This window comes from Rhodoferax ferrireducens (genome assembly GCF_003347515.1).
GTDB lineage: Bacteria > Pseudomonadota > Gammaproteobacteria > Burkholderiales > Burkholderiaceae_C > Rhodoferax.
In genome coordinates this window covers 521339-545277 of sequence record NZ_QEII01000324.1, presented here as the reverse complement: position 1 = coordinate 545277, position 23939 = coordinate 521339, and the positions used below count along the sequence as shown (strand labels likewise).

The window sequence follows — 23939 nt, the reverse complement described above, 5'->3', positions numbered from 1 at the left end:
TACCTTGTCGATAAAAACAACGCGAAGGCCCTTCATGAACTCGTTCCGTCTCCTACCCCTGTTTGTGGCCGTCAGCGCCGCGCTGGCCCTGCCTGTGGGTGCCCAAAGTCTGGTGGAACTGTACGAATCGGCACGGACCTTTGATGCCTCCTATCAGTCAGCCAAGTCGCAGTACGACGCCACATTGGCCCGGGCAGATCAGGCCAAGGCGGCCATCCTGCCGACCGCCAATCTGGCCGTTGGGGCGTCACGCTCCACGCAGGAAGTCAGCCCCGAGGGGGCGCCCTCAAGCGACCGCAGCTTTGGCACCGAAAACGCCACCGTGAGCGCCTCGCAGCCGCTGTACCGGCCAGGCAACTGGGCCAGTTACCGGCAAGGCCTCAAGCAGGTGGATCTCGCCCAGGCCCAGCTGTCCGTCGCCGATCAGGACTTGATCGTGCGCGTCAGCCAAGCCTATTTTGACGTCCTCGCCTCACAGGACAGCCTGACCTTTGTGCAGGCCCAGAAAACGGCGGTAGGCGAGCAACTGGCTTCCGCCAAGCGCAATTTTGAAGTCGGTACCTCCACCATCACCGACACCCGTGAGGCCCAGGCCCGTCATGACCTGGTGATCGCCCAGGAAATTGCGGCTGAGAACGACCTGCGCGTCAAGCGAATTGCGCTCGATCAGTTGGTGGGTAAAAGTGATACCCAACCGCAGGCCTTGGCCCTCCCCCTGACCTTGCCGCCCTTGGCGCCAGACGATGTCAACATCTGGGTTCAGCAATCCGAAGCCGAGCACCCCAGCATCAAGCAGACGCAGGTCGCGCTGGATGTCGCCCAGCTGGAGACCCAAAAGGCGCAGGCCGGCCACAAGCCGACCCTGGACCTGGTCGCCAGCTACAGCGCCATCAACAACGTGAATGGCAGCAGCAGTTCGACCGGCAGCTCACGTGTCAACACGGGTGCCATCGGACTGTCCTTCAATCTGCCCTTGTTCGCCGGCTTCTCGACGCAAAACCGCATCCGTGAAACCCTGGCGCTGGAAGAAAAAGCCCGCAATGACCTCGATGGCGCCAAACGCTCCGTCGCCCAGGGCACCCGCACCGCCTATTTCGGCGTACTGTCGGGCCAGGGTCAGGTCAAGGCGCTGGAAGCGGCCGAAGCCTCCAGCCAGAGCGCGCTGGATGCCAACAAGCTGGGCTACCAGGTGGGCGTGCGCATCAACATCGACGTGCTCAACTCGCAAAGCCAGTTATTCGACACCAAAGCCAAACTGGCCAAGGCGCGCTATGACGTACTGGTGGGTGGATTGCGGCTGCGCCAGGCCAGCGGCACGCTCAAGGCCGAGGACTTACAGAGCGTCAACGGCCTGTTGGCCAAGTAGTGCCGCCACGGCGGCGACCGTTTTTTCAACGGCGCCGCGGTGGGCGCGTGAAAAGCCTGCAGCGGCATTGACCCGACCGGCGTGCGCGGCCGGGTCACTCACCAGTGTCTGTGCCACCGCCACCGCGTCCGCCAAGGATGGCGCCCTCAGCGCGGCGCCGGCGGCCTCGGCCAGTTCAGCGGCTTCGGCAAAATTGAAGGTGTACGGCCCCATCACCACTGGGCAGGCGCAGGCAGCGGCCTCGATCAGGTTTTGACCGCCCAGCGGCGCAAAGCTGCCCCCCAGCAAGGCGACATCGGCCAGGCCGTAATACAGCGCCATTTCACCGAGCGAGTCACCCAGCCAGATCGTGCTGGCATCGGCCGCCTCGCCCCTGATCGGCCCGTCATCCCAGTTGCTGCGGCGCGAGACTGCAAAACCATGCTGTTCGATCAGGGCGGCCACCGCCTCAAAGCGCTGCGGATGGCGCGGCACAATCAGCCATTGAATGTCATTTGCTATTGAGTTAATAGCTACCTGCACACTGCCTACGGGGGCCAGAGGCCTGAGTGATTCCAAAAATTGAAGCAAGATCTCTTCCTCGCCTTCGCGCGAGCTGGCAAACATCACCACCGGTCGGCCGGCCCGGCTTCCCCAGGCACGGCCTGTCGCCAGCTGCTCCGGGTTGGGCGTGGCGTCAAACTTGAGGTTGCCAAACACGCCCTGCACCGGGGCACCGAGTTGCGTCAGGCGCTGGGCGTCGGCCTGGGTTTGCGCCCACACGGCCCTCAGGCTGCGGTAGGCGGGGCGTGCCAGCCAGGCCAGGCGCTGCGCCTGTTGCAGGGATTTGTCGCTCAGGCGGGCATTGGCCAGCACCAGGGGCACACCCCTGCGCTGGCACCCCGCCACCAGATTGGGCCAGATTTCGGTTTCCATCAGGATGCCGATGGAGGGCTTGAAATGGTCGAGAAAACGCTGCACCGCCGCCGGCGTGTCCCAGGGCTGCCAGCTCTGGATGTCACCCGATTGCAACAGGCTCGCGCCTTCGGCGCGCCCGGTGGCCGTGCCATGCGTGAGCAGCAAGCGCATGTCGGGCAGCTGCTGGCGCAGGCGCGACACCAGCACGGCGCAGGCACGCGTTTCCCCGAGCGACACGGCGTGAACCCAGACGGTCATGCCCTGCCGCGCCGGAGCGCTAGCCGCGTAGTGCCCAAAGCGCTCCTCGATGGCGGCCAGATAGCCCGGTTCCTGCCGTCCGCGCTGGCGCAGTTTGCGGCGCAGAAGCGGCTGGGCCAGCCGCATGAAAAGCGAATACAGCAGGCGCGTCATGCCACCTTGACTGCAGAGTCAGGCCCGGACACGGCCAGCCAGGCCTGCCAGACTGCGTCGATAGAGGGTGTCGGATCGGCAAACACACTCAACTGGCGTGCGCCCTGGCCCACCGCGCCGCCCGACCCAGTGGCTGCGGACTGCGGCCCGGTGCGCCAAGCGGTGTCAAAGTTGTAGATCTGCACATGGGGCAAATCCAGCGCCACGGCGATGTGACTCAGGCCGCTGTCCACGCCGACCACACCGGCGCAGGTGGCCAGCGCGTCGCTCAAGGCGTCCAGCCCGAGTCGGGGCCAGACAACGGCCCGCGCAAGCGGGGCGGCAATCTCCTGCGCCATTCGCTGCTCGTCGTCATTGCCATGCGGCAAGGCCACGGCATAACCGCTGTCATTGAGCAGCTTGCCCAAAGCCTGCCAACAGGGCAGCGGCCACTGCTTGTCGGTCCGCGAGGTGCCGTGCACCAGGGCCACAACACCGTTGGGTGTGGTAGCACTGGATGCTACATTATTAATAGCTACTTGCGCTATATCCACCTGGGCTAGAAGCCCAAAAGACTGTATTTTTGGTACGCCGTAACCCAAGGCACGGGCACACAGTTCACGCGAACGCGCCACGGCGTGAATGTGCGGCGGCAGCGCAATTGCCACATCCGCCACCCAACGCGCGGGCGCCTCGAAACTGGAGCCTTCGGTCTGGTTGGCCAGGCCATAGCGCTTGCCCTGGGGCGTTAACAACGCCAGCCAGGACAGCAGCGCGGACTTGCTCAGGCCCTGCACATCGATGACCGCGTCATAGTGCTCGCGCTGCAATTCGGTCTTGAAGGCGCGCCAGGCCTGGCGTGTCTGCGGTGACAAGGGCGACTTGCGCCAGCGCCGCAGTTCACACGCGATGACGCGATTCACCCCGGCGCAGCGCTGCACCAGCGGGGCAAAGCCACGCTCCACCACCCAGTCAATCTGCGCTGCGGGAAAAGCCTGCCGGAGGTCCTGAACCGCCGGCATGGCATGCACCACATCGCCAAGCGAGGACAGCTTGACGATCAGTATCTTCAATGCGCAGCCTGATCCACTTTGGCGCCGGGCTTGACCGTGCGCAAGAGTGTCAACATGGCTTCTTCGATGCGGTGCAGGGCTTCCTGTGTCTGCCCTTCAAAACGCAGCACCAACACCGGCGTGGTGTTGGAGGCACGAATCAGCCCAAAGCCATCGGGCCAGTCCACGCGCAGGCCGTCAATGGTGGTCACCACGGCGGGCTCGGCAAAGTTCGCGGCCGCGATCAATTCCGCCACCAGGGTGTGCGGCTCGCCTTCGGCGCATTCGACGTTCAACTCGGGCGTTGAAAAACTGGTCGGCAAGGCATCCAGCACGGCATTGGCATCCGGTGATTTGCTCAGAATCTCAAGCAGGCGCGCGCCGGCGTAAGTGCCGTCGTCAAAGCCAAACCAGCGCTCCTTGAAGAAAATGTGGCCACTCATCTCGCCACCCAGCGGCGAGTTGACTTCCTTCATCTTGGCCTTGATCAGCGAATGCCCGGTCTTGTACATCAGGGGTTTGCCGCCAGCGGCTTCAATGGCCGGCGCCAGGCGCTGCGAACACTTCACGTCAAACAGAATGGTGCCGCCCGGCACGCGCGACAGCACATCCTGCGCGAACAGCATCATCTGCCGGTCAGGGTAAATGTTGTTGCCCTCTTTGGTGACGATGCCCAGCCGGTCGCCATCGCCGTCGAAGGCCAGGCCGAGTTCGGCATCGCTCGTCTTCAGGGCGGCAATCAGGTCGCGCAGGTTCTCGGGCTTGCTCGGATCGGGATGGTGGTTGGGGAAGTTGCCATCGACCTCGCTGAACAGCTCGGTCACCTCGCAACCCAGCGCCCGCAGAATGGCCGGGGCCGAGGCGCCGGCAATGCCATTGCCGGAATCGACCACGATCTTCATCGGTCGCGCCAGCTTGATGTCGCCGACGATGCGCTCCCGGTAGGCCTCATACACATCAACCGCGCGCACTTGACCACGGGGCAACAGCGACTTGGTCTCGCTTTCCATCAAGCGGTGCAAAGTCTGAATCTCTTCGCCGTAAATCGCCCGCCCGGCCATCACCATCTTGAAGCCGTTGTAGTCTTTCGGGTTGTGGCTGCCAGTGACCTGGATGCCGCTGGTGCACAAGGTGTTGGCGGCAAAGTACAGCATGGGCGTGGTCACCATGCCGATGTCGATCACGTCCACGCCGGCGGCGACCAGACCGCGCATCAGCGCCGCGCTCAAGGAAGCGCCGCTGAGCCGGCCGTCACGGCCCACGGCGACGCAGGTTTCGCCTTCAGTGCGCGCCACGGCGCCAAAGGCCCGGCCCAGCGCCTCGGCCACCGTCTCGTCAATGGTGCCAGGGACGACCCCGCGTATGTCATAGGCCTTGAAGATGGAAGCTGAAAACTGCATAAGGGGTTCCTTAGAAAATTGCCCGGAAGGATCTCCGCCAAGATTGTAGGCGCCAGCCCGGCCAGGGGCATGTCCGAAAACGGCTGATACGACCCATGGTTTTTGCCCCGTTAGCGCCTATTATTCCCCGCATGCCACTCTACAACACCCCGCCGATGGACGACGCCTGCTACTCCGCACTCAAGGCGAAGGACGCACGTTTTGACGGCTGTTTTTACACCGGCGTTACATCCACCGGCATTTATTGCCGTCCGGTGTGTCGTGTGCGAACCCCCAGGCGCGAGAACTGCCGTTTCTTTGCCCACGCAGCGCAGGCTGAACAGGCCGGCTTTCGGCCCTGCCTGCGCTGCCGCCCGGAACTCGCGCCGCATGCACCCGCCCAAAGTCACGACCCCGACGCCAGAACATGGTCGATACAGGACGCCTCCAGCATTCTGGCCGGTCAGGCGGCCAGAATGCTGGACACGCCCGAAGCCTGGAGCGAGGCCGCACCCACGGTGCAGCGACTGGCCGAGCGTCTGGGCGTCAGCGACCGGCACCTGCGCCGCATTTTTGACGCGCAGTTTGGCGTGTCGCCGGTGCAATACCTGCAGACACGGCGGCTGCTCAGCGCCAAACAACTGCTGACCGACACGGCCCTGGCCGTGACCCAGGTGGCACGCCTGAGCGGCTTCGCCAGTGTGCGGCGTTTCAATGCCGCGTTTGCCGAACACTACGCCCTCAACCCGACGCAGCTGCGCCGCGAAGGTGCAGCGCGCGGGCCTGGCACGGTGGACGCGGGCATCCACGTCAAGCTGGCGTATCGCCCGCCCTACGACGCGGACGCCATGCTGCAGTTCTTCGCCACGCGGCAAATCGCGGGCATTGAAGAGATCTCCCTGGCGAGCGGCCACCTGCGCCTCGGCAAAACCCTGGCCGTGCAGGACGGTAACAAGCGCTACACGGGCTGGCTGGTGGCCAGCTTTGATGTTTCCCGCAGCCAGGTGGACCTGCGCGTCAGCGATTCGCTGTGCGATGTGCTGCCCCAAGTGATGGCACGGGTGCGGGCCATGCTCGATCTGGACGCGGACCCGCAGGCCATCAACAACCTGCTGCACGCCCGCTTCCCGCTGGGCGATGGTTTGCGTGTGCCCGGTGCATTGAACGGCTTCGAGTTGGCCGTGCGCGCCGTGCTGGGCCAGCAGATCACCGTGGCCGCAGCACGCACCCTGGCCATGCGACTGGTGGAGCGATTTGGCGAACGGGTGGAAACGCCTTTCGCGGGATTGACCCGGCTGTTCCCGACACCTGCCGCGCTGGCTGACGCCTCGGGCGACGGGCTGGGCCAATTGGGCATCGTCAAGCAACGGCAGGCGGCCATCCAGGCGATTGCCAGCGCGATGTCAGACGGATCCCTGCAACTGCATGCCGGGGTGGACATCCCCGCCACCATCGCCGCCCTGAAGGCCCTGCCCGGCATTGGCGACTGGACCGCTCAGTACATCGCCATGCGTGCCCTGCGCTGGCCCGACGCCTTTCCGGCCGGCGACGTGGCCTTGCACAAGGCACTCGGCGTGCAGGACAGCCGACATCCCGCCAAAGAAGCACAAGCCGCGTCCCAGGCCTGGCAACCGTGGCGCAGCTACGCCGTGATCCGGGCTTGGGCGTCTCTGCCCGCAGTGGCACGCAACGCGGCCAAGGCCACGATTACTATTAAATAGATAGCTAGTTACGCTTATTCCACGAGGGCGACAAGGAGATTTACCATGAAATTTGCAGAAACCACCGTTCAGACAAGTTACGACAGCCCGCTCGGGCGCGTCATTCTGGCCGCCACGGACGACGGCCTGGTGGGCGTCTGGTTTGAGGGCCAACGCCACCAGCCCGACACCTCGGCCTGGCCCGTGATCCCGGATCACCCGGTGTTGCAACTGGCCCAGGCCCAGTTGAGCGACTATTTTGCCGGCCGTCGCACGGCATTTGACTTGCCGCTGGCATTCAGCCTGGGCACCGGTTTTCAGCAAGAGGTCTGGCGCGCGCTGCTGAAAATACCGCACGGGGCCACGCGCAGTTATGGCGCGCTGAGTGCGGACATTGGCAAACCCGCAGCGGTGCGCGCTGTCGGCGGAGCGGTTGGACGCAACCCCTTGAGTATCATCGTGCCCTGTCACCGCGTGGTCGGGGCCGACGGCGCCCTTACCGGTTACGCCGGCGGGCTGGCGCGCAAGACCGCCCTGCTGCAACTCGAAGGCCAATCTTGAACTTACCTCAACCCAAACTTCGCTGGCGAACCGACTTTGTGCTGCTGGCCGCGATCTGGGGTTCGTCCTTTTTGTTCATGCGCCTGGGCACGGTCGAGTTCGGTGCCTTGCCCACCGCCGGGGTACGCGTGGCGATTGCCGCGTTATTTCTGCTGCCCCTGTTGCTGTGGCGAGGCCTGGGACCGCAACTGACTCAGCACTGGAAGAAGACCTTCTTCGTTGGTTTGCTCAATTCCGGCATTCCCTTCGCCTGCATCTCCTACGCGCTGCTGTCCATCAGCACCGGGCTGTCCTCGGTCCTCAACGCCACGGTGCCTTTGTTTGGCGCGCTGGTGGCCTGGTACTGGCTGAAAGACCGGCCGAACGGCCTGCGCATTCTGGGCCTGGTGATTGGTTTTTTGGGCGTCGCGCTGCTGGCCTGGGACAAAGCCAGTTTCAAGCCCGACGCCTCCGGTCTGGCCACGGGCTGGGCCGTGCTAGCCAGCCTGCTGGCCTGCCTGTGCTATGGCATTGCCGCCAGCTACACCAAACGCCACCTGAGCGGATTGCCGGCCCTGGTCACCGCCACCGGCAGCCAGCTGGGCGCGACGCTTGGCCTGGCGCTGCCCACGGTTTGGCTATGGCCGCAGCGCATGCCCGGCACTGGCGCGTGGCTGGCCCTGCTGGCGGTTGGCGTGCTGTGCACCGGCGTGGCCTACATCCTGTACTTCCGGCTGATTGAAAACGTCGGTCCGGCCCGCTCGCTGGCGGTAACCTTTGTCGTACCGGTGTTTGCGGTGATCTACGGCACCATCTTTCTGCATGAGGCGGTCTCGATGTGGATGGTGTTCTGCGGCGCCATCATCATCTGCGGGACGGCACTCTCGGCAAACCTGCTCCAGTTGGGAGTCAAAAAAACCTGAACTGTCGAGCCCGCCTATTCAGGGGCTCATGCTCCAGTTGGTCGCCATGAGGTACCACATGATCAGCGCCGGTATGACCACCGGCAGTGACAGACCGAGAAACATCAGCAGGGTCATCAGGAACGTCGACAGGTCGCTGCCCCACAGCTTGAACAGCTCAATCAGGTCAACATTCCAGAATCTTTGTTTTTTCATCCTGCAACGATACTCCGGCGAGGCAGGCACTGTAAATAGGCGTAAAAAAACCGCCCTGCGGCATGCGCCGGGCGGCTGGTACAAATCGGGCCCGTACAGGCCAGTTCAGTACACCGGGCTCAGAAGCGCCAGCCGAGGCCCACACCGATGAGCACGGGGTCGATCTTGAAAGTGCCGACTTTGGTTCCATTCAAAGAAACATCAGTAGCGATATAGACCTTCTTCACGTCGAAGTTCAAGTACATATTGCCCGACAAAGGAATGTCAACACCGACCTGCAACGCGCCGCCAAAGCTGTTGCGATCAATGTCCGCACCCGGGACGCTCAGGTTCACCGAACTGAAACGGGTGTAGTTGACGCCAGCGCCCACATAGGGCTTGAAGCTACCGGCATCAAAGTGGTATTGCACCAACAGCGTCGGGGGCAAATGATCGAGCGTGCCAATGGATCCACCGACGGCTGACGAGGTGAGCGTGTGCTCTTGCGGCACCGTCAAAATCAACTCAAGCGCCACGTTCTTGTTGATGAAGTAGCTGATGTCCAGCTCAGGCATGGTCTTGTTGTTGATGCTCAAACCCAGACCGGTGGAGTCGTCGTTGGCGCTGTCAAGGTTGACGGCACGCACACGCACCATCCAGGGTCCTTCTTTAGCTTGAGCAAAAGCGTTGCCGCTCACCAAGGTGGCAGCGGCCAGGGCAACAGCGGCGATAACTTGTTTCTTTTTCATATCAGATGTATCCATTCAGACTAGTTAGGGGAAACCCCGCTGCGCATTTAACCCGCCTAGTTGTGTGGTTAATTTGCTTTGGGTCAAACCGGTCGAGGCTTTGCGCCTGCGGCGCCCGCAAATCTTGTGATGGATCAAGAAAAAGGTGAATACAAAACGGGCTGATATCGCCAGTTTCAACGCGCCGCGGGGGTGAACAGGGAGTTCACACGGCGCGAGCCAAGGTCAGACGAAGCCTGAGAGCATTCGCTGGTACGAAACTACTCCCGCGGGTACATGTAGTCGCGTGTCAGAGGCTGCTGCCTCAGTTCAAAGTTTTCAGCCTTGCTGCAAAGTACCTGGTAAAGATTCATCCAGCCATTGGCAAATCCATAGGCGCAGCCGGCGAGGTAAATTTGCCAGATGCGGTAACGCCGCTCACCGGCAATGCGCACGGCGGCAAGACGATGCGATTCCAGATTGTTTGACCAGGCCTCGCAGGTGCGTGCGTAGTGTCGTCGCAAGGACTCCAGGTCCACAACTTCCAGACCGGCGCTGGCCATTTCCTTCAGCGCCAGTGAAACATGTGGCAACTCACCATAAGGAAACACATAACGCTCGATGAATTCACCCGCACCCATGCCAATCCACCGACTCTCGACGTCGCTGGTTGTGATGCCATGGTTAAGAACCAGGCCATCATCTTTCAGAAGGCCGTGTACCGCTTTAAAGTAAACCGGCAGATTTTTCAGACCCACATGCTCGAACATGCCGACACTGGCAATCTTGTCGTAGGCAGCTGCCTCTTTCAGATCTCGGTAGTCACACAGCAGGACCCGGCACCGGTCCTCCAGGCCCGCACGACGGATCTGTTCCCGTGCCCCGTCAAACTGGTTTTTCGACAAGGTAATGCCCGTAGCGTCGGCGCCATACTTTTGCGCAGCCCGGATGATCAGGGCGCCCCAGCCACAGCCAATATCTAGAAACTTTTCACCCGCTTCAAGCCTCAGCTTCTTCAGGATGTGGTCCAGCTTCTGCTCTTGGGCGGCATCCAGCGTATCCCCGTCATGTCGATAGTAAGCACATGAATAAACCATGTTGCGATCAAGAAACAGCGAATAAAAATCATTGGAAACATCGTAGTGGTACTGAATCGCCTCGCGATCACGATCACGATCGCGACTGTGATGCCTGGCCCACGAAAACCCCAAGGGGAGTCGGGCCGCCACGCTGCTGGCCAAACCCTCTGCCACCTCGAACACGTTTTTGGGCGTGCCTTCCACGCGAATATGCCCTTCGACAAACGCCTCGCCCAGTTTGTTGAGGTTGGGTGAAATGAAGTATTTGAGCGCCGATGCGCTCGGGACGGTCACGGTCACGCTGGGCTCGCTGGAAAAATCAAACTGTCGGCCATTCCACAATTCAATTCTAAGTGGCACAGCGACATGCTTACGGATCTGTTCCATCGTTTTCAAAAAGCGTTTTTCAAAAAACATGAGGAGTCCTCCACAGCGACAGACGATGCCTCAACGGCAGGTCAATGGCTATATCAATAGTCAAACCTGCGAGTACCTGAGCCCTTGCGATTTGTCAAGCATTCGTTGGGGTGCCACATTTACGCTTCGATGACGAACGAGAACTGCAGGACGGACAAGGAAATTGAATGCGACACACCGACCCGAGTGCGTGGATGCTGGCCGAAGCCGTCGAACTTCTTCAGACTGCAGACCGGCTTCAGCGCCAGTTTTTCAGGATTGGCCAGCCCAGTGAATCGCCAAACTGGGAGCCTCCTGTTGACATGTATGTCAATGACCGTGAACTTGGCTTGCTCATCGCGCTGCCCGGCGTAGCCCCTGAGCGGTTTGAGGTCACGCTGGAGCAGCAGGCGATCGTGGTGCGTGGTGAGCGGTCATTTGGCGCAAGCCTGGGCCCGGGCGCCATTCTCCAGATGGAGATTCCTTACGGGCGCTTTGAACGCCGCATCCTGTTGCCCTTTGGCGGGTTTCGACTGGAGGAAATGCTATTGGAGAACGGGTGCCTGAAACTCACGCTTGAGCGACTGAAATGAATCCATTCAAGCTACTGGAAAACATGAACGGAAAACCCGACGCGGGGAAGGACGATTCCGCCGCGCGCGGGGGCGCATCCGACCCGGGCGGCGTCGTTCCGAACGATGCCATGATCATTGTGCCAGTACGAAACATGGTGCTATTCCCCGGCATGATTATTCCGATTGCCATCGGTCGTGAAAGCTCGATAGCCGCGGCCCAGTACGCGATAAAAGCTGAGCGGCCCATTGGCATCCTCATGCAGCGCGACCCCGACGTGGAGTCGCCGGAGCCCGATGATTTGTCGCTGGTGGGAACGATTGCCTCCATCCTGCGGTACGTCACCACGCCCGACGGCACACATCACATCATTTGTCAGGGGCAGCAGCGGTTTCGCGTGATGGGGTTTATAGACGGCTTTGCGTTCACCGTGGCAAGAATCGAGCGGATTGTTGAAGCCGACGTGCAGGATGACAAGGAAATCGAGGCTCGCTTTATACGGCTCAAGGAACGCGCCGTTGAAGTCCTGCAACTGCTGCCACAGGTGCCCCAGGAAATGGTCCATGCGGTTCAGGGCGTTGAGACGCCAGGCATGCTGGCCGATCTGGTCGCCGGCTACGTCGATATCAAAGCGACCGAGAAACAGGCGCTATTGGAAGAAATTGATCTGCGCAGGCGAATGGACCGCGTACTTGACATGCTGGTGCATCGCATTGAAGTTCTGGAACTCTCCCGCGATATCGACAAGCGAACCCGAACCAGCATGGGACAGCGAGAGCGTGAGTATTTATTGCGGGAAAAACTGAAGTCAATTCAAAAGGAACTCGGGGAAGATGGGGGCGGGAACACCGCCGAAATAAGTGAGTTGCGCAAGATGATCGAAGCGGCGCGCATGCCCGAAGAGGTGGCCAAACAGGCAGATAAGGAACTCAAACGGCTGGAACGTATGTCTGACGGCTCAGCGGAATATTCAATGGTTCGCACTTACCTCGATTGGCTCGTCGAATTGCCCTGGAAGACACCGGAACCGGATGCCATCGACGTGGCGCAAGCCCGACGCGTGCTGGATGCCGATCACTTCGGGCTCGATCAAGTCAAGAAGCGCATTCTCGAATTTCTGGCTGTGCGCAAACTCAAGCCTGGCGGCCACGGCCCCATTCTCTGTCTGGTCGGTCCACCTGGCGTTGGCAAAACGTCACTCGGGCAATCGATTGCCAGGGCCCTCGGTCGAAAATTCGTACGCGTGTCGCTGGGCGGCGTGCATGACGAGGCAGAAATCCGCGGCCACCGGCGCACCTATATCGGCGCGCTTCCCGGCAATATCATCCAGGCCCTGAAAAAGGCGGGCACCCGCGGCTGCGTCATGATGCTGGATGAAATTGACAAGGTCGGCGCCGGTATCCATGGCGATCCCTCGGCGGCGTTGCTGGAGGTACTCGACCCGGAGCAAAACAACACCTTTCGCGATAACTACCTGGCGGTGCCGTACGACCTCTCACAAGTTCTGTTTATCGCCACGGCCAATGTGCTCGACCCCATTCCGGGTCCGCTGCGCGACCGTATGGAAGTGTTGCACCTGGCAGGTTACACACAGGAAGAAAAACGCGAGATCGCCCGCCGATACCTGGTGGCACGTCAACTAGAAGACAGTGGACTCAAGCCTGATCAGCTGGAAATTACGGATGGCGCCATTGCCTCCATCATTCGTGACTACACCCGCGAGGCGGGCGTGCGTAACCTGGAGCGCCAGATAGGCGCCGTGTGCCGGCGTGCGGCGGTTCGGATTGCCGAAGGCGAGGCGACGACCGTACGTGTTGACACGCCAGACCTGGCTGAGGTGATTGGACCAGCCAAATTCGAAAATGAGGTTGCATTGAGGGCTGGAGTGCCTGGCGTTGCGACCGGGCTTGCCTGGACGCCGGTAGGTGGCGATATTCTTTTCATCGAAGCCAGCCGTACGGCCGGCAGTGGTCGCTTGATCCTCACCGGTCAACTTGGGGATGTGATGAAGGAGTCGGCACAGGCCGCGTTGACACTGCTGAAATCGAGAGCCGAAACCTACAAACTCGATCCCTCCATTTTCGAAAAAGCCGATGTGCATATTCATGTTCCGGCGGGTGCCATTCCGAAGGACGGACCAAGCGCCGGCGTTGCCATGTTCATCGCACTGACTTCACTTTTCATGAACCGCACCGTGCACAACGATGTCGCCATGACCGGCGAAATCAGCTTGCGTGGCCTGGTACTGCCAGTCGGAGGAATCAAGGAAAAGGTGCTTGCGGCCATGGCTGCGGGTATCAAAAAAGTGATGTTGCCGGCACGCAATCGCAAGGACCTGGAGGACGTCCCACAGCAAGCCAGAGCGCAACTCGAATTCGTCTTTCTTGACGACGTCGAGGAGGCGGTGCGCGCGGCGATCGAGGATGGCGGGGGGCGCCCGCTTGAGAATAGTCAACTGCCAAATTAGAGGCTTCCGCTATATTTTCACCAGTCACATATCAGGAGATTGGTCATGAAAAATACAGGATCCAAGACCGATATGAAGATCGCCATCGGCGAGGTGAGTTCGGCTCTGTTTGAGCTTCGCGATGCGCTCATGGAATTGTCACTGTCCCTGAAAGACTGGCAATTTGAGACCGACATGGTCCGGCGTAAGAATGCTGAAGAAACGGTTCAAAAACTGCTCGATGAAATCACGTCAAATCGGGGCAAACCGCAATAGCACAGCCGTTAACCAGTGAGTTCACAGACTTCAAAAGCTGCGGAGTTTTCGTCGCGGCGGGAAGATAAGGAGTTCTGGTATGTGGCGAAATAGATCGCTTGTCATTGCAGGAATGTGCGCAATCCTGAGCACCAGTTGCGCGAACTACCAGAGTCAGCAGGAGCAGAGTGGCATGGTCATTGGTGGTCTGCTAGGCGGGGTTCTGGGATCAAACGTCGGACGTGGCGATGGTCGCACGGCGGCCATTATTTTAGGAAGCCTTGCGGGTGCCGCTGTGGGCGGATCGATCGGTCGATCGATGTCCGACACCGACAGAATGAGGACCGCCCATACGCTTGAAACCGTGAGGACGGGCGTCCCCTCTTCGTGGAGAAACCCGGATAGCGGAAATCAATACGTGGTCGTGCCCACCCGCACCCTTGATACCGCCAGCGGGCCATGCCGCGAATACAGCATCGATGCCGTGATTGCAGGCAGAAAAGACAAGGTGTTCGGCACTGCCTGTCGCCAACCGGACGGCAGTTGGCAGGTTCGCAACTAGCATCCACGCCTTCAGCAAAAGGAATCACGATGAAACGATTGCTTGCAACCGCGGGTGTCATCATGGTAATGGCGGCCACCGGTGTTTCATGCGACAAGATCAAGCCACCCCAACCTGAGCTACAGCCGCCCCCACCGCCCCCTCCCGTATCCGAGCAAGCCAAACCGCCAGTGGAACATGAGGCATTTTCACAGGCCGCGCAAAAAGAGCTTGATGAATTGCAGGGTGTGATTGCCGGGCTGAAGGTCAAGGCGGAGTCGGCCAACGCACAGGCTAAAGCCAGACTGAGTGAGGAAATCAAAACAATCGAAGACGAATGGCAGGAAACCCAAAAGCGTCTGACAGAACTCACGTCCGCCACGCGTGAATCCTGGAATCAGATGAAAGATGTGTTCTCAAATTCTCTCGACAGATTGAAAAATGGAATAGAGAAATTTCGCAAAAATTCCGCGTAAAAGTGAATGACTGCGCGAGGGTTTCGGCCTGCCAGGCACTTGCGATTTGTCAACCGTGAGTTGAGGGGCCAAACCTAAGATTGACCTGGGCTCAATGCAGCAGTTCCCATGATGAAACCCAAACAGCTCATTTTTCACGACGCCGCCCGGGAAAAGATACGCCTTGGGGTCGACGCGCTGGCGGAAGCGGTCAAAGTCACCCTGGGGCCACGCGGGCGAACCGTCATTCTGGAACGCGACTTCGGCCCGCCCCAAATTGTCAACTCCGGTGTACTGGTAGCCAAGTCAATCGAACTGGAAGATCGGTTTGAAAACATGGGTGCGCAGTTGTTGCGTGAGGTGGCCGCCCGCACCAGCGAGATGGCGGGCGACGGCACCACCACGGCGACCGTGCTGGCCCACGGCATGATTCAGGAGGGCCTGCGTTATCTGGCGGGCGGCATGAATCCGATGGACCTCAAGCGCGGCATTGAGTTGGCCATCGATACGGTGGTGGCGGAACTCAAGCAGATGGCCAAGCCCTGCAGCACGTCGCAGGAGATCGCCCATGTCGCCGCAATCTCGGCCAACAATGACAGCTCCATCGGCGATCTGCTGGCCAGTGCCATTGACAAGGTGGGACGCGAAGGTGCCATTGCCATCGAGGACGGATCGGGTCTGGTCAGCGTGCTTGAGGTGGTGGAAGGCATGCAGTTTGACCGCGGCTTTCTGTCGCCCTATTTTATCAACGATGCCGAACGGCAAAGCGCGGTGCTGGAAGATGTGTCCATCCTGTTGTGCGACGGTCGCCTCACATCACTGAAGGACTTGTTGCCCCTGCTTGAGGAAATCGTCAAGGCCGGTCGGCCCCTGCTGGTGATCGCCGAAGAGATCGACAACGACTCGCTGGCCGCGCTGGTCATCAATACAATTCGAGGCACCTTAAGAACCTGCGCCGTCAAGGCCCCAGGCTTTGGAGACCGGCGCAAGGCGATGGTGCAGGACATCGCGGTGCTAACGGGTGGTACGGTGGTCAGTGATGAGGTCGGCCTGGCACTGGGCAAGGTCAAACTGTCCGACTTGGGGCGGGCCACCCGTGCTGAAATCACCAAGGAAAACACCACGCTGATCGGTGGAGCTGGCCAGCCGAAGGCCATCAAGGAACGCATTGCCACCATCCGCAAGGAACGCGAGCTGGCAAGCAGCGACTATGACCGCGAGAAACTAGACGAGCGTGCCGCCAAGTTGTCAGGCGGGGTCGCCCTGATCAAGGTCGGTGCCGCAACGGAAACCGAGTTGAAGGAGCGCAAGCTGCGGGTGGAAGACGCCTTGCACGCCACCCGGGCAGCGGTGGAAGAAGGTATCGTGCCCGGCGGCGGCGTGGCTTTGCTGCGAGCCCGTCGGGCCCTGACCGGCTTGACTGGCAGTACGCTGGATGAAACGTCTGGTATTCGTCTGGTGGCACGCGCCCTGGAAGAGCCATTGCGGCGTATCGTGAGCAATGCGGGCGATGAGCCCTCGGTGATTCTCAACCGGGTAGATGAGTCGGCCGAGCAGGCCTTTGGCTACAACGCGGCGACCCGCACCTATGGCGATCTGCTGCAGATGGGTGTGATCGATCCGGCCAAGGTCACGCGACTGGCGCTGCAAAATGCCGCCTCCATCGCCAGCCTGATTCTCACCACTGATTGCATGATTGCCACGGCGCCCAAACCACCAAACGACGAGGGTGCGATGGCTGCTGGGGGCGGCGCGCCCATGTATTGACAGACACAAAGCAGGAGGAATATTGATGGACACAACCTGGATTCTGATTGCGGATGCACACCGGGCGCGTTGCTTCGAACGCCATGCCAAGGACCATTCACTGACCGAGTTGGCTGATTTCGTAGCCCCGAAAACCAGCATTGCCGGCGCGGCCGGCGGGGGCGACCTGACGGGTGCGGCCGGCAAGGGCCATGGTCGCACCGGACACGCCGGCACACAATTTGAGCCCCAGACCGAGGCGCACGCAAAAGAGCGTGGCAGCTTTGCCCGCCAGCTTGCCAATTACCTCAACGACGCCATCGCCGCGCAACGCTGCAATGCGCTGGTGCTGATTGCCACCAGCCCCATGCTGGGCGATTTAAAACCGTTCCTGAGCCCGGCCGCGAGCAAGGCGCTCAGACGCAGCGTGACAAGCGATTTGACGCATTACACGGGGCCGGAGTTAAAGGAGCGCGTCAACCACGCCCTGGAGTTACCCGACTAAGGCCAAGGTACAGGACGCAAGTGCCGGACAACAGACTTCAAAACAGGAGGAAAAAATGCTAAAAATATTGATCGCGGTGGACGGATCTGAGCATGCCAATCGGGCCATCGAAGCGGTGGGCACACGCGGCATGGGCGCCATCGGCAACATGCTGTTGGGCTTGGTCGCCCAACGGGTGATCCATCAGTCACCGGTACCGGTACTACTGGCTAAATAGGCCCGCCTCGTCGTTCGCTCGACCCGTCGCTTGCCGTCTCTCGATTCTCTTGCAGGTAACCACGGCCTCGCTCCCGCGGCTGCCTTCACGGTAAACGGAGCAGCCTTTGAGCCCAAGCTGCCAGGCCCGTCGCACGACGAACCCAATCTCTTGCGGGTTGGCGTTCTTCGGTAACAGTATCGCCCTGGTGATCGCGTTGTCAACACATGACTGAACCGTTGCCATCATGCGCAATTGATCTTCAGCGCTCACATCAACACCCTGAACAAAGTGTTCGGGCCGCTTCGCATGGTGTCCGTACAACGCCTTGTACTGGTGCCACGCGGCGTCTTCAACATCAAAAGTCATAACCTGACCATCGGGTCCCCGCACGCGACGCAAGGCGTCCAGAGCGGCAATAGGCTGAATGCCGCCTGACACATTGTTGGCAAGCAAGCTGATGGAATCCGACGGGGCCACCGCAAGCAAGTGGCTGTTGCGAATACCGTGCTGCGCTATGGCGTCCTGTATTTCATGCGAAAGCCCCAGCACGAAAGGACTGGCCCCGAACTTGATCTTGTCAAACTCAGGAAACGCACCTTTCTCCTGGGCAATCGCAATCGATGTGAAATAGGCCGTGTCCCTGATTGTGCGCATGATCTCGTGTGTCAGATCAATGCTCGCCTGCGAGCCGTAACGCAGACCCAGCATAGCCAACATGTCGGCCAATCCGGTCACGCCAAGCCCGACTCGTCTGCAGGCCTCCGCCACTTTTTCCTGGGCTTTGAGCGGGAACAGCGAGATGTCGTGCACGTTGTCCAGAAAACGCGTCGCAACGGAAGCGACTGCCTTCAGCCCGCCAAAATCGACGCGGGGATGTTCGGCAAAAGGATTCTGCACAAACCGTGTCAAATTGATGGACCCAAGGTTGCAGGCACCATTTGAAGGAAGAGGTACACCCCCACAGGGATTCGTCGCATACAGGCGCTCACAGTACCAAAGGTTGTTGGCGCTATTGATCCGATCAATAAACAGAACTCCAGGTTCAGCGCCAGCATGTATGGCCGCCAGCAGTTTGTCCCACAAGGCGCGGGCTGGTATACGCCGGTGCACCAGACACGGCTGGGGCGTCACGCCACCAGACCAAATCCGAACGCACAGTTCACCGTCCTCGGGGACAGGATGCGCCCCGACGGGAAAAACCAGCGGCCAGAGCCCGTCGTCCTCGACGGCACGCATAAATTCATCCGTGAGCAACACCGATTGATTGAAATGCTGGACTGCGCCGCTGGCTATTTTGGCTTCAATAAATGACTCAATATCAGGGTGGTCGCAACGCAGTGTTGCCATCATGGCACCACGACGCGGGTTACTCGACGCCAGCACGGCGTTGGCCGCCTGCCAGGCCTTCATGAAGGATATAGGACCCGAGGCCACGCTACCGCTTGACACCGCCAGTGAACCGGCTGGCCTCAAGGTGGAAAAGTCAACCCCTACGCCGCCACCGGCCTGCAGGGTCAGCATGGCTTCGCGCAGGGCGTTGAAAATACCCTGTATTGAATCCTCCATCGGACCCATCACAAAACAATTGAGTAAGGTAGCCCGGCGCGATGTGCCAGCACTCGCCAGTATCCGGCCTCCAGGCAAGAAGCGAAAGTCACCCAGAATGGCTCGAAATCGTTCACGCCATTCATTATGGTGGTGCGCCTCTGCACCAGAAACGGCCAGCGCCACCCGATCCCAAGTGGCCTCGATGGAAGGCTCATGCATGTGACCGCCCTCAGACCACTGGTATTTGGTACGCCAGACATGCTCCGAAATCTGAGCTTTGAGTGAGGTCGTAGGCATGGCGGACAAAGAAGATCAAGACAAGGTTTCAGCGTAGCCAGCGCATGCCAAACACGTTTGATTAATCGCAATGGCCGGCAACCTTCAACTCTACGTGAGGCTGTCTGAATCGACTCGCTTCAGATCGTTTGCCAAGGTTCGAATGGCGAGCTCGTCCAACGTTTCCGTTGGTGGGCTATGTGGGCGCCACTTCCAGTCGATCTCGACCACCGTTTTTCGCCCGGTACAGCGCAGCGTCGGCCACACCAAGCAATGCGGCAAATGATGTCTCGTTCGACAAACAACCCGCCCCAATACTGACTGTGTACGGAATGCACTGATGGCACACCTCAACCGGGCTGGCACGAACACTTTCGACGACCCGTTGCGCCAGCGCGCACCCGCCTTCATGCGTTGTGTTGGGTAACAAAACCGCAAACTCTTCCCCGCCGATGCGACCAATCAAATCAGACTCTCTCAAAACAGCAGCCACCGTCTTGACAAATCCGTGCAGAACCGCGTCGCCCGCGGCATGCCCGTACCGATCATTGATAAGCTTGAAATGGTCCAGATCCAGCATCAGCAGCATAAGTGGCAATTGATAGCGTATTGACCGGGCCAACTCCTGCTCGGCTAAATTCAGAAAATTTCGCCGACTGAGCGCGCCGGTCAAAGTGTCAATGTTCGCAAGAGTCAAACTGGCCAGTTCGGCGGCCTTGAGCTTGGTGACGTCTTCGTGGCTGACAACAATCCGCTCATCAACGTCGTGCACCGGCGTGACTTTCATGATGAACCACCGCTTGTCCAAGGGTGTAAAAAAGGGATGCGGCAACTGAAATTGAGACACTTCGCCGGAAGCTACTGCGGCGATACCCGCCGAGGCCGCCAGGACCGTTTCCCGGTCGCTTCCAGTCACGCAATCGAGAATTTCCAGATAGTTGTTTCCAATAAAGCTCGGGGCATTTGCATACCCGTTATCAATCGCGTACTTCCACCAGGCCGCATTGGTTTGAATCACCGTGCCGTGGCGATCCAGAACTGCAATCTGGGCCGACAGGGAGTCAAATACGGCCTGCTGAAACCGGGCAGAGACAAGCAGAGCCTCTTCTGTCTGTTTTTTGCCCGTGATATCAACATGCGTGCCGATCATCCGCAACGGTTTGCCTTCTGCATCGCGGCTCACGATGGCACCCCGACAAAGAACCCATTTCCAGCTGCCGTCCTTGCATTGCCCCCGATGCTCATTGAATAAATTGGACGTCTTGCCAGCAAAGTGCTCCTGGATATCTGCCATCACACGCTGTTTGTCATCCGGGTGAATACGGGAACTCCAGTCTTCAATGTGATGCCCGAACTCGTTGTCATTGAAGCCAAAAAGCTCCCCGAACCGCTTTGAAAAAACCACGTCCCCCGTCAGCAGATTCCAATCCCAAACACCATATCCGGCCGCCTCCAGCGCCAACTTCCAGCGCTGCTCGCTTGCATGCAGTCTTTCCTCAATTTGCCGGCGCTCAGTGATGTCCACCAAAATTAGCTGCCATCCCAGGTCTTCCGGAAGCGGCGCAATTCGGACTTGTACATACGGTGCGATCAGCCCTTTTTCTGCCAACGATATTTCGCCACCCTGAACATCGCCGGTTGCTGTGGCCTGCACCAACAAGGCATTGAACACGGAACGATCTGCGTCAGCGACATACTGTGCGAATCTGCTGCCCAGTAGGCGGGCACGCTCCCCCCCCAGCAAATTCGCTCCCGACAAGTTCAACTTCGTAATGACGCCTGCCCGGTCGAGCGTCAGGCTGCCTACCGGTGAAAAATCGTAAAGCTCGCTGCTTTGATTCAGCGCCATCTCAAGTTGCGCCCGCGTTGCGTTCAGATGGTCGTTTTGCAACTCCAGTTCAATTTGATGGATCTCGAGCTCTTCAAATAACTGCTGAGCCTCCACCAGGCTCAGGGCCGTGGCGTTACTTTTCAAATGGCCTGGAAAACGTTTTTCCGCCAACTCCCGCAACTCACGAAAACTCGACGGATTTCTACGAAAGCCCATTACCAACACCTTGTGCTTCTGAGTGACCCATATGTGCCTGAAGTCTGGCTTGCGTAGCGCACAACTCCAGCTCCAGCGTCTTGCTCGTAGTAATGTCCGAAAAAGTGATCACCAGACCATCTATCCGATTTTCCTGTGTTCGATAGGGCATGATGCGAACCTTGAACCAGCGCCCATCGGTCGCTGGCACATCCTTTTCCCGAAACACCAGTGTGCGCAGAACTTCACGCGCGTCTGGCACCATCTCCGGATAGTTCAAATCAGTCACGATGTCGGTAATTGGCCGCCCCGTATCGCCGGGAATCAGTTTAATGAGGTGGGTAGTCTGGGGGGTGAAGCGCCGCACATTGAGTGATTCATCCAGAAACAGGGTCGCAATTTCGGTGCTGTCGAGCAGGTTCTTCATATCATTACTGGCGCGCGATAACTCTGTCACCTTGGCTTGCAACTCATGGTTGACCGTCTGCAACTCCTCGTTCATGGACTGCATCTCTTCCTTGGACGTTGTCAATTCCTCATTGGTGGACTGCAATTCCTCATTGGTGGACTGCAATTCTTCGTTGGTCGACTTTAGCTCTTCCTGCGATGTCTGCATTTCCTCCCGGGTGGCCTTCGCGTCTTCCCTTGATTGCTGGAGCTCCTGCGCCAGCGCCTCCATGCGCAGACCGTCACCCGCCCCCATGTCAGCTGTACTCCTCTTTTGCCTGCGAGGGGGCGCAGCGACATCATTGAAAACGACGAAGGCCATTCCCCGGACTGCCGCCGGCTCCTCCAATGGCTGAACGACCACATCTACATATTGCTTGATACCGCTTCCGTCGACTTTCACATTTTTCAGTTTGGCCACGGTTTTATCGCGAACGGCCCGGTGAAATACCTCGCTCAGCGCCTGATTGAGCCCGTCTCGCGCCATCGCAAACAGGTTCAGACTGGGCTTGCCGCTGGCAGGCTCAAGGTATTTTCCGGTCTTGCCGCTGAAATAGAGCATTTCTCCCTGGCTCGTAACCAGGACGGCGGCTGGTGCATAGTGCTGCAAAACCATTTTCTCCACCAACAACTGAAGATTCGGCGCCGATGATAAATCACCGTGATCCAATGCTACGTCGCTCCACGGCCTGGATTGGTGCTGAATGAACGATGAGGGAAAACCAACGGGCAGCACACGTGCAGAGGCATCCAGCCGCCGGTATATCCGCGATTTTCCGGCCAAGGGGAAAAACAGTCCGGTGGCGGTGCCCGTGGACTCCGCACTGCCCAGCACCAGATAGCCTCCGGTATTGAGGCTGTAATGGAATAGCTGAATTAATTTGGCCTGCAATGCAGACTCCAGGTAAATCAACAGGTTGCGGCAACTCAACAGATCGAGCTTGGTAAAAGGCGGATCTGCAATAATATTTTGCTCCGCAAAGATGACCATTTCGCGAATTTCATTGCAAACTCGGTAACCGCCTGCATCCTCCACAAAAAATCGGTTCAATCGTTTTTCTGACACATCAGCGGCTGTGCTGCGCGCGTAAACACCCGCGCGCCCCACGGCGATGGCCTCTTTGTCCAGGTCCGAGGCAAAAATCTGGAGCGAAAACCGCTGGGCCGGATTGGCAAGTTCGAGGGCCTCCCTGAAAATCATCGCCAGCGTGTAGGCCTCTTCCCCGCTTGAGCAGCCTGGCGTCCACGCCCGCAACACAGCGCCATCCGGGTGGCTTGCGAGCAATGCCGGAATAACTTCTGTTTTGATCTGATCCCATACTGAGGGATCACGAAAGAAACTCGTAACGCCGATCAGCAGTTCATTGAACAACAGCTCAGACTCTTTCGGGTTCTCGCGCAGATAGCGCAGATAGTCACCAATCCGGGCCAGTTGATGCAGACCCATGCGCCGTTCAATTCGCCGCGAAATAGTGCTTTTTTTGTATGCGGAAAAATCATGCCCGGTCTGGGTGCGCAACAGGACAATGATTTGGTCCAGCAGCCCAGCATCTTTTTGATCAGCTTCGAACTCGGTTTCGGCGTGGGCTCCGAGCTGGACGCGACCGACATAGGCAAGGATTTTGTCCGGCAGTTCATCGGCCGAGGCGACGACATCCGCCACACCTGCATCAATCGCACTACGCGGCATGCTGTCAAATTGGGCTGCAGCCGGTGTCTGGACAAAGCACGCACCAGCCGCCTGTCTGATAGCGCGCAGGCCCAGCGTACCGTCCGAACCCATGCCGGACAGGATGACACCGATACTGTTTTGTTGTTGGTCTTCTGCCAGCGATTTGAAAAAGTAATCAATCGGCAGGCGCAGACCGCGTGGCGCCATGGGCTCCAGCAAATGAAGCACGCCGTGCAGCACGGAGAGGTCGCGTCCCGGTGGAATCACGTAAACATGGTCAGGCGCCATTGGCATTTGGTCCTGGACCTCAACAACCGGCATGGGGGTATGACGTTGCAGCAACTCAACCAGCATGCCCTGTCGATGGGGGTCAAGGTGCTGCACAACCACGTAGGCCATGCCACTATTCACCGGCACGTGCGACAAAAACTGCTCTAAGGCTACCAGGCCCCCGGCAGAAGCACCGATACCGACAATGGGAAAAGGAGCGCTCCCCAGAAGCACTTTATTTTTTTCCAATCGAACTCCGTTTGGTCTTTTCCAAGTCCGCCTGACGGTCAAACCGTCAGTTATTTATGAAAGTGTAAACGGAGATGACTGGCCGGTAAAGGCACGCCTGTCACCAA

At 59.3% G+C, this 23939-nt stretch carries 21 protein-coding genes; 12 read left to right on the top strand and 9 right to left on the bottom strand.

The window, feature by feature from the left end:
* Positions 1–34: 34 nt before the first annotated feature.
* A complete protein-coding gene (locus tag C5P05_RS33125) occupies positions 35–1366 on the top strand; it encodes a TolC family outer membrane protein (RefSeq protein WP_114974103.1) in 1332 nt (443 codons plus the stop codon).
* On the opposite strand, the gene C5P05_RS33120 is transcribed toward C5P05_RS33125, so the two are convergent.
* Genes C5P05_RS33120 through C5P05_RS33110 form a run of 3 tightly spaced genes read right to left on the bottom strand, consistent with a single transcriptional unit; the run spans position 1334 to position 5105 of the window.
* Positions 1334–2674 (bottom strand): 3-deoxy-D-manno-octulosonic acid transferase, encoded by a 1341-nt coding sequence (locus tag C5P05_RS33120; RefSeq protein ID WP_114974102.1) that lies wholly within the window; start codon positions 2672–2674, stop codon positions 1334–1336. The genes C5P05_RS33125 and C5P05_RS33120 overlap by 33 nt on opposite strands.
* Positions 2671–3726, bottom strand: coding sequence for a lipopolysaccharide heptosyltransferase I (gene waaC, locus C5P05_RS33115; protein WP_114974101.1), 1056 nt, complete (start codon positions 3724–3726; stop codon positions 2671–2673). The genes C5P05_RS33120 and waaC overlap by 4 nt, the downstream gene beginning before the upstream one ends.
* Positions 3723–5105 carry a phosphomannomutase/phosphoglucomutase gene (locus tag C5P05_RS33110; RefSeq protein WP_114974100.1) on the bottom strand — a complete coding sequence of 461 codons (1383 nt, stop codon included), beginning with the start codon at positions 5103–5105 and terminating at the stop codon, positions 3723–3725. The genes waaC and C5P05_RS33110 overlap by 4 nt, the downstream gene beginning before the upstream one ends.
* A 131-nt stretch (positions 5106–5236) precedes the next feature.
* Between C5P05_RS33110 and C5P05_RS33105 the strand changes: the two genes are divergently transcribed.
* From C5P05_RS33105 to C5P05_RS33095, 3 genes are read left to right on the top strand one after another with little or no spacing between them, the layout of a single operon-like run.
* Entirely contained in the window at positions 5237–6805 is a 1569-nt protein-coding gene (locus tag C5P05_RS33105) for a DNA-3-methyladenine glycosylase 2 family protein (protein WP_114974099.1), read from the top strand.
* A gap of 45 nt (positions 6806–6850) precedes the next feature.
* Positions 6851–7345, top strand: coding sequence for a methylated-DNA--[protein]-cysteine S-methyltransferase (locus C5P05_RS33100; protein WP_114974098.1), 495 nt, complete (start codon positions 6851–6853; stop codon positions 7343–7345).
* Complete coding sequence (locus C5P05_RS33095; protein WP_114974097.1) at positions 7339–8247, top strand: DMT family transporter; 909 nt, start codon at positions 7339–7341, stop codon at positions 8245–8247. The genes C5P05_RS33100 and C5P05_RS33095 overlap by 7 nt, the downstream gene beginning before the upstream one ends.
* A gap of 18 nt (positions 8248–8265) precedes the next feature.
* Here C5P05_RS33095 and C5P05_RS33955 read toward each other — a convergent pair whose 3' ends face one another.
* From C5P05_RS33955 to C5P05_RS33085, 3 genes are all read right to left on the bottom strand, one after another.
* Positions 8266–8442 carry a hypothetical protein gene (locus C5P05_RS33955; protein WP_157979506.1) on the bottom strand — a complete coding sequence of 59 codons (177 nt, stop codon included), beginning with the start codon at positions 8440–8442 and terminating at the stop codon, positions 8266–8268.
* Between the two features lie 119 nt (positions 8443–8561).
* Positions 8562–9170, bottom strand: a complete 609-nt coding sequence (locus tag C5P05_RS33090) for an OmpW/AlkL family protein (RefSeq protein ID WP_232834758.1) — start codon at positions 9168–9170, stop codon at positions 8562–8564.
* A 260-nt stretch (positions 9171–9430) separates the two neighbouring features.
* Positions 9431–10645 carry an SAM-dependent methyltransferase gene (locus tag C5P05_RS33085; RefSeq protein WP_114974095.1) on the bottom strand — a complete coding sequence of 405 codons (1215 nt, stop codon included), beginning with the start codon at positions 10643–10645 and terminating at the stop codon, positions 9431–9433.
* Positions 10646–10812: 167 nt separating this feature from the next.
* On the opposite strand from C5P05_RS33085, the gene C5P05_RS33080 reads away from it, so the two are divergent.
* The 8 genes from C5P05_RS33080 (at position 10813) to C5P05_RS33045 (ending at position 17362) form a co-directional block, all read left to right on the top strand.
* Positions 10813–11217: an Hsp20/alpha crystallin family protein gene (locus C5P05_RS33080; protein WP_114974094.1), complete on the top strand. Its 405-nt coding sequence runs from the start codon at positions 10813–10815 to the stop codon at positions 11215–11217.
* A gap of 23 nt (positions 11218–11240) precedes the next feature.
* On the top strand, positions 11241–13664 hold the full coding sequence (gene lon, locus C5P05_RS33075; RefSeq protein WP_198674937.1) for an endopeptidase La: 2424 nt from the start codon (positions 11241–11243) through the stop codon (positions 13662–13664).
* A gap of 45 nt (positions 13665–13709) precedes the next feature.
* A complete protein-coding gene (locus C5P05_RS33070) occupies positions 13710–13919 on the top strand; it encodes a hypothetical protein (RefSeq protein ID WP_114974092.1) in 210 nt (69 codons plus the stop codon).
* Positions 13920–13998: 79 nt separating this feature from the next.
* A complete protein-coding gene (locus tag C5P05_RS33065; RefSeq protein ID WP_114974091.1) occupies positions 13999–14460 on the top strand; it encodes an RT0821/Lpp0805 family surface protein in 462 nt (153 codons plus the stop codon).
* Between the two features lie 29 nt (positions 14461–14489).
* Entirely contained in the window at positions 14490–14915 is a 426-nt protein-coding gene (locus C5P05_RS33060; protein ID WP_114974090.1) for a hypothetical protein, read from the top strand.
* A gap of 111 nt (positions 14916–15026) precedes the next feature.
* Positions 15027–16661: a chaperonin GroEL gene (groL, locus tag C5P05_RS33055; protein WP_114974211.1), complete on the top strand. Its 1635-nt coding sequence runs from the start codon at positions 15027–15029 to the stop codon at positions 16659–16661.
* 25 nt (positions 16662–16686) lie between these two features.
* Positions 16687–17145 (top strand): host attachment protein, encoded by a 459-nt coding sequence (locus tag C5P05_RS33050; RefSeq protein WP_114974089.1) that lies wholly within the window; start codon positions 16687–16689, stop codon positions 17143–17145.
* A 55-nt stretch (positions 17146–17200) separates the two neighbouring features.
* The gene (locus C5P05_RS33045; protein ID WP_114974088.1) at positions 17201–17362 is read left to right on the top strand and encodes a universal stress protein; all 162 of its coding nucleotides are present in this window, start codon (positions 17201–17203) and stop codon (positions 17360–17362) included.
* On the opposite strand, the gene C5P05_RS33040 is transcribed toward C5P05_RS33045, so the two are convergent.
* The 3 genes from C5P05_RS33040 to C5P05_RS33030 all read right to left on the bottom strand — a co-directional run bounded on the left by C5P05_RS33040 (position 17348) and on the right by C5P05_RS33030 (position 23832).
* Positions 17348–19189 (bottom strand): adenosylcobalamin-dependent ribonucleoside-diphosphate reductase, encoded by a 1842-nt coding sequence (locus C5P05_RS33040; RefSeq protein WP_114974087.1) that lies wholly within the window; start codon positions 19187–19189, stop codon positions 17348–17350. The two genes, C5P05_RS33045 and C5P05_RS33040, sit on opposite strands and share 15 nt — an antisense overlap.
* A 175-nt stretch (positions 19190–19364) precedes the next feature.
* The gene (locus C5P05_RS33035; protein ID WP_114974086.1) at positions 19365–21215 is read right to left on the bottom strand and encodes a diguanylate cyclase; all 1851 of its coding nucleotides are present in this window, start codon (positions 21213–21215) and stop codon (positions 19365–19367) included.
* Positions 21202–23832 (bottom strand): chemotaxis protein CheB, encoded by a 2631-nt coding sequence (locus tag C5P05_RS33030; protein WP_232834756.1) that lies wholly within the window; start codon positions 23830–23832, stop codon positions 21202–21204. Before C5P05_RS33030 ends, C5P05_RS33035 begins: the two co-directional genes overlap by 14 nt.
* Positions 23833–23939 lie beyond the last annotated feature (107 nt).

Excerpts from the sequence above, each read along its gene's own strand:
- C5P05_RS33125 (WP_114974103.1), top strand. The coding sequence starts at position 35 with ATGAACTCGTTCCGTCTCCTACCCCTGTTTGTGGCCGTCAGCGCCGCG.
- C5P05_RS33120 (WP_114974102.1), bottom strand. The coding sequence starts at position 2,674 with ATGACGCGCCTGCTGTATTCGCTTTTCATGCGGCTGGCCCAGCCGCTT.
- C5P05_RS33110 (WP_114974100.1), bottom strand. The coding sequence starts at position 5,105 with ATGCAGTTTTCAGCTTCCATCTTCAAGGCCTATGACATACGCGGGGTC.
- C5P05_RS33105 (WP_114974099.1), top strand. The coding sequence starts at position 5,237 with ATGCCACTCTACAACACCCCGCCGATGGACGACGCCTGCTACTCCGCA.
- C5P05_RS33100 (WP_114974098.1), top strand. The coding sequence starts at position 6,851 with ATGAAATTTGCAGAAACCACCGTTCAGACAAGTTACGACAGCCCGCTC.
- C5P05_RS33955 (WP_157979506.1), bottom strand. The coding sequence starts at position 8,442 with ATGAAAAAACAAAGATTCTGGAATGTTGACCTGATTGAGCTGTTCAAG.
- C5P05_RS33090 (WP_232834758.1), bottom strand. The coding sequence starts at position 9,170 with ATGAAAAAGAAACAAGTTATCGCCGCTGTTGCCCTGGCCGCTGCCACC.
- C5P05_RS33085 (WP_114974095.1), bottom strand. The coding sequence starts at position 10,645 with ATGTTTTTTGAAAAACGCTTTTTGAAAACGATGGAACAGATCCGTAAG.
- C5P05_RS33080 (WP_114974094.1), top strand. The coding sequence starts at position 10,813 with ATGCGACACACCGACCCGAGTGCGTGGATGCTGGCCGAAGCCGTCGAA.
- lon (WP_198674937.1), top strand. The coding sequence starts at position 11,241 with ATGAACGGAAAACCCGACGCGGGGAAGGACGATTCCGCCGCGCGCGGG.
- C5P05_RS33070 (WP_114974092.1), top strand. The coding sequence starts at position 13,710 with ATGAAAAATACAGGATCCAAGACCGATATGAAGATCGCCATCGGCGAG.
- C5P05_RS33065 (WP_114974091.1), top strand. The coding sequence starts at position 13,999 with ATGTGGCGAAATAGATCGCTTGTCATTGCAGGAATGTGCGCAATCCTG.
- C5P05_RS33060 (WP_114974090.1), top strand. The coding sequence starts at position 14,490 with ATGAAACGATTGCTTGCAACCGCGGGTGTCATCATGGTAATGGCGGCC.
- groL (WP_114974211.1), top strand. The coding sequence starts at position 15,027 with ATGAAACCCAAACAGCTCATTTTTCACGACGCCGCCCGGGAAAAGATA.
- C5P05_RS33050 (WP_114974089.1), top strand. The coding sequence starts at position 16,687 with ATGGACACAACCTGGATTCTGATTGCGGATGCACACCGGGCGCGTTGC.
- C5P05_RS33045 (WP_114974088.1), top strand. The coding sequence starts at position 17,201 with ATGCTAAAAATATTGATCGCGGTGGACGGATCTGAGCATGCCAATCGG.
- C5P05_RS33040 (WP_114974087.1), bottom strand. The coding sequence starts at position 19,189 with ATGCCTACGACCTCACTCAAAGCTCAGATTTCGGAGCATGTCTGGCGT.
- C5P05_RS33035 (WP_114974086.1), bottom strand. The coding sequence starts at position 21,215 with ATGGGCTTTCGTAGAAATCCGTCGAGTTTTCGTGAGTTGCGGGAGTTG.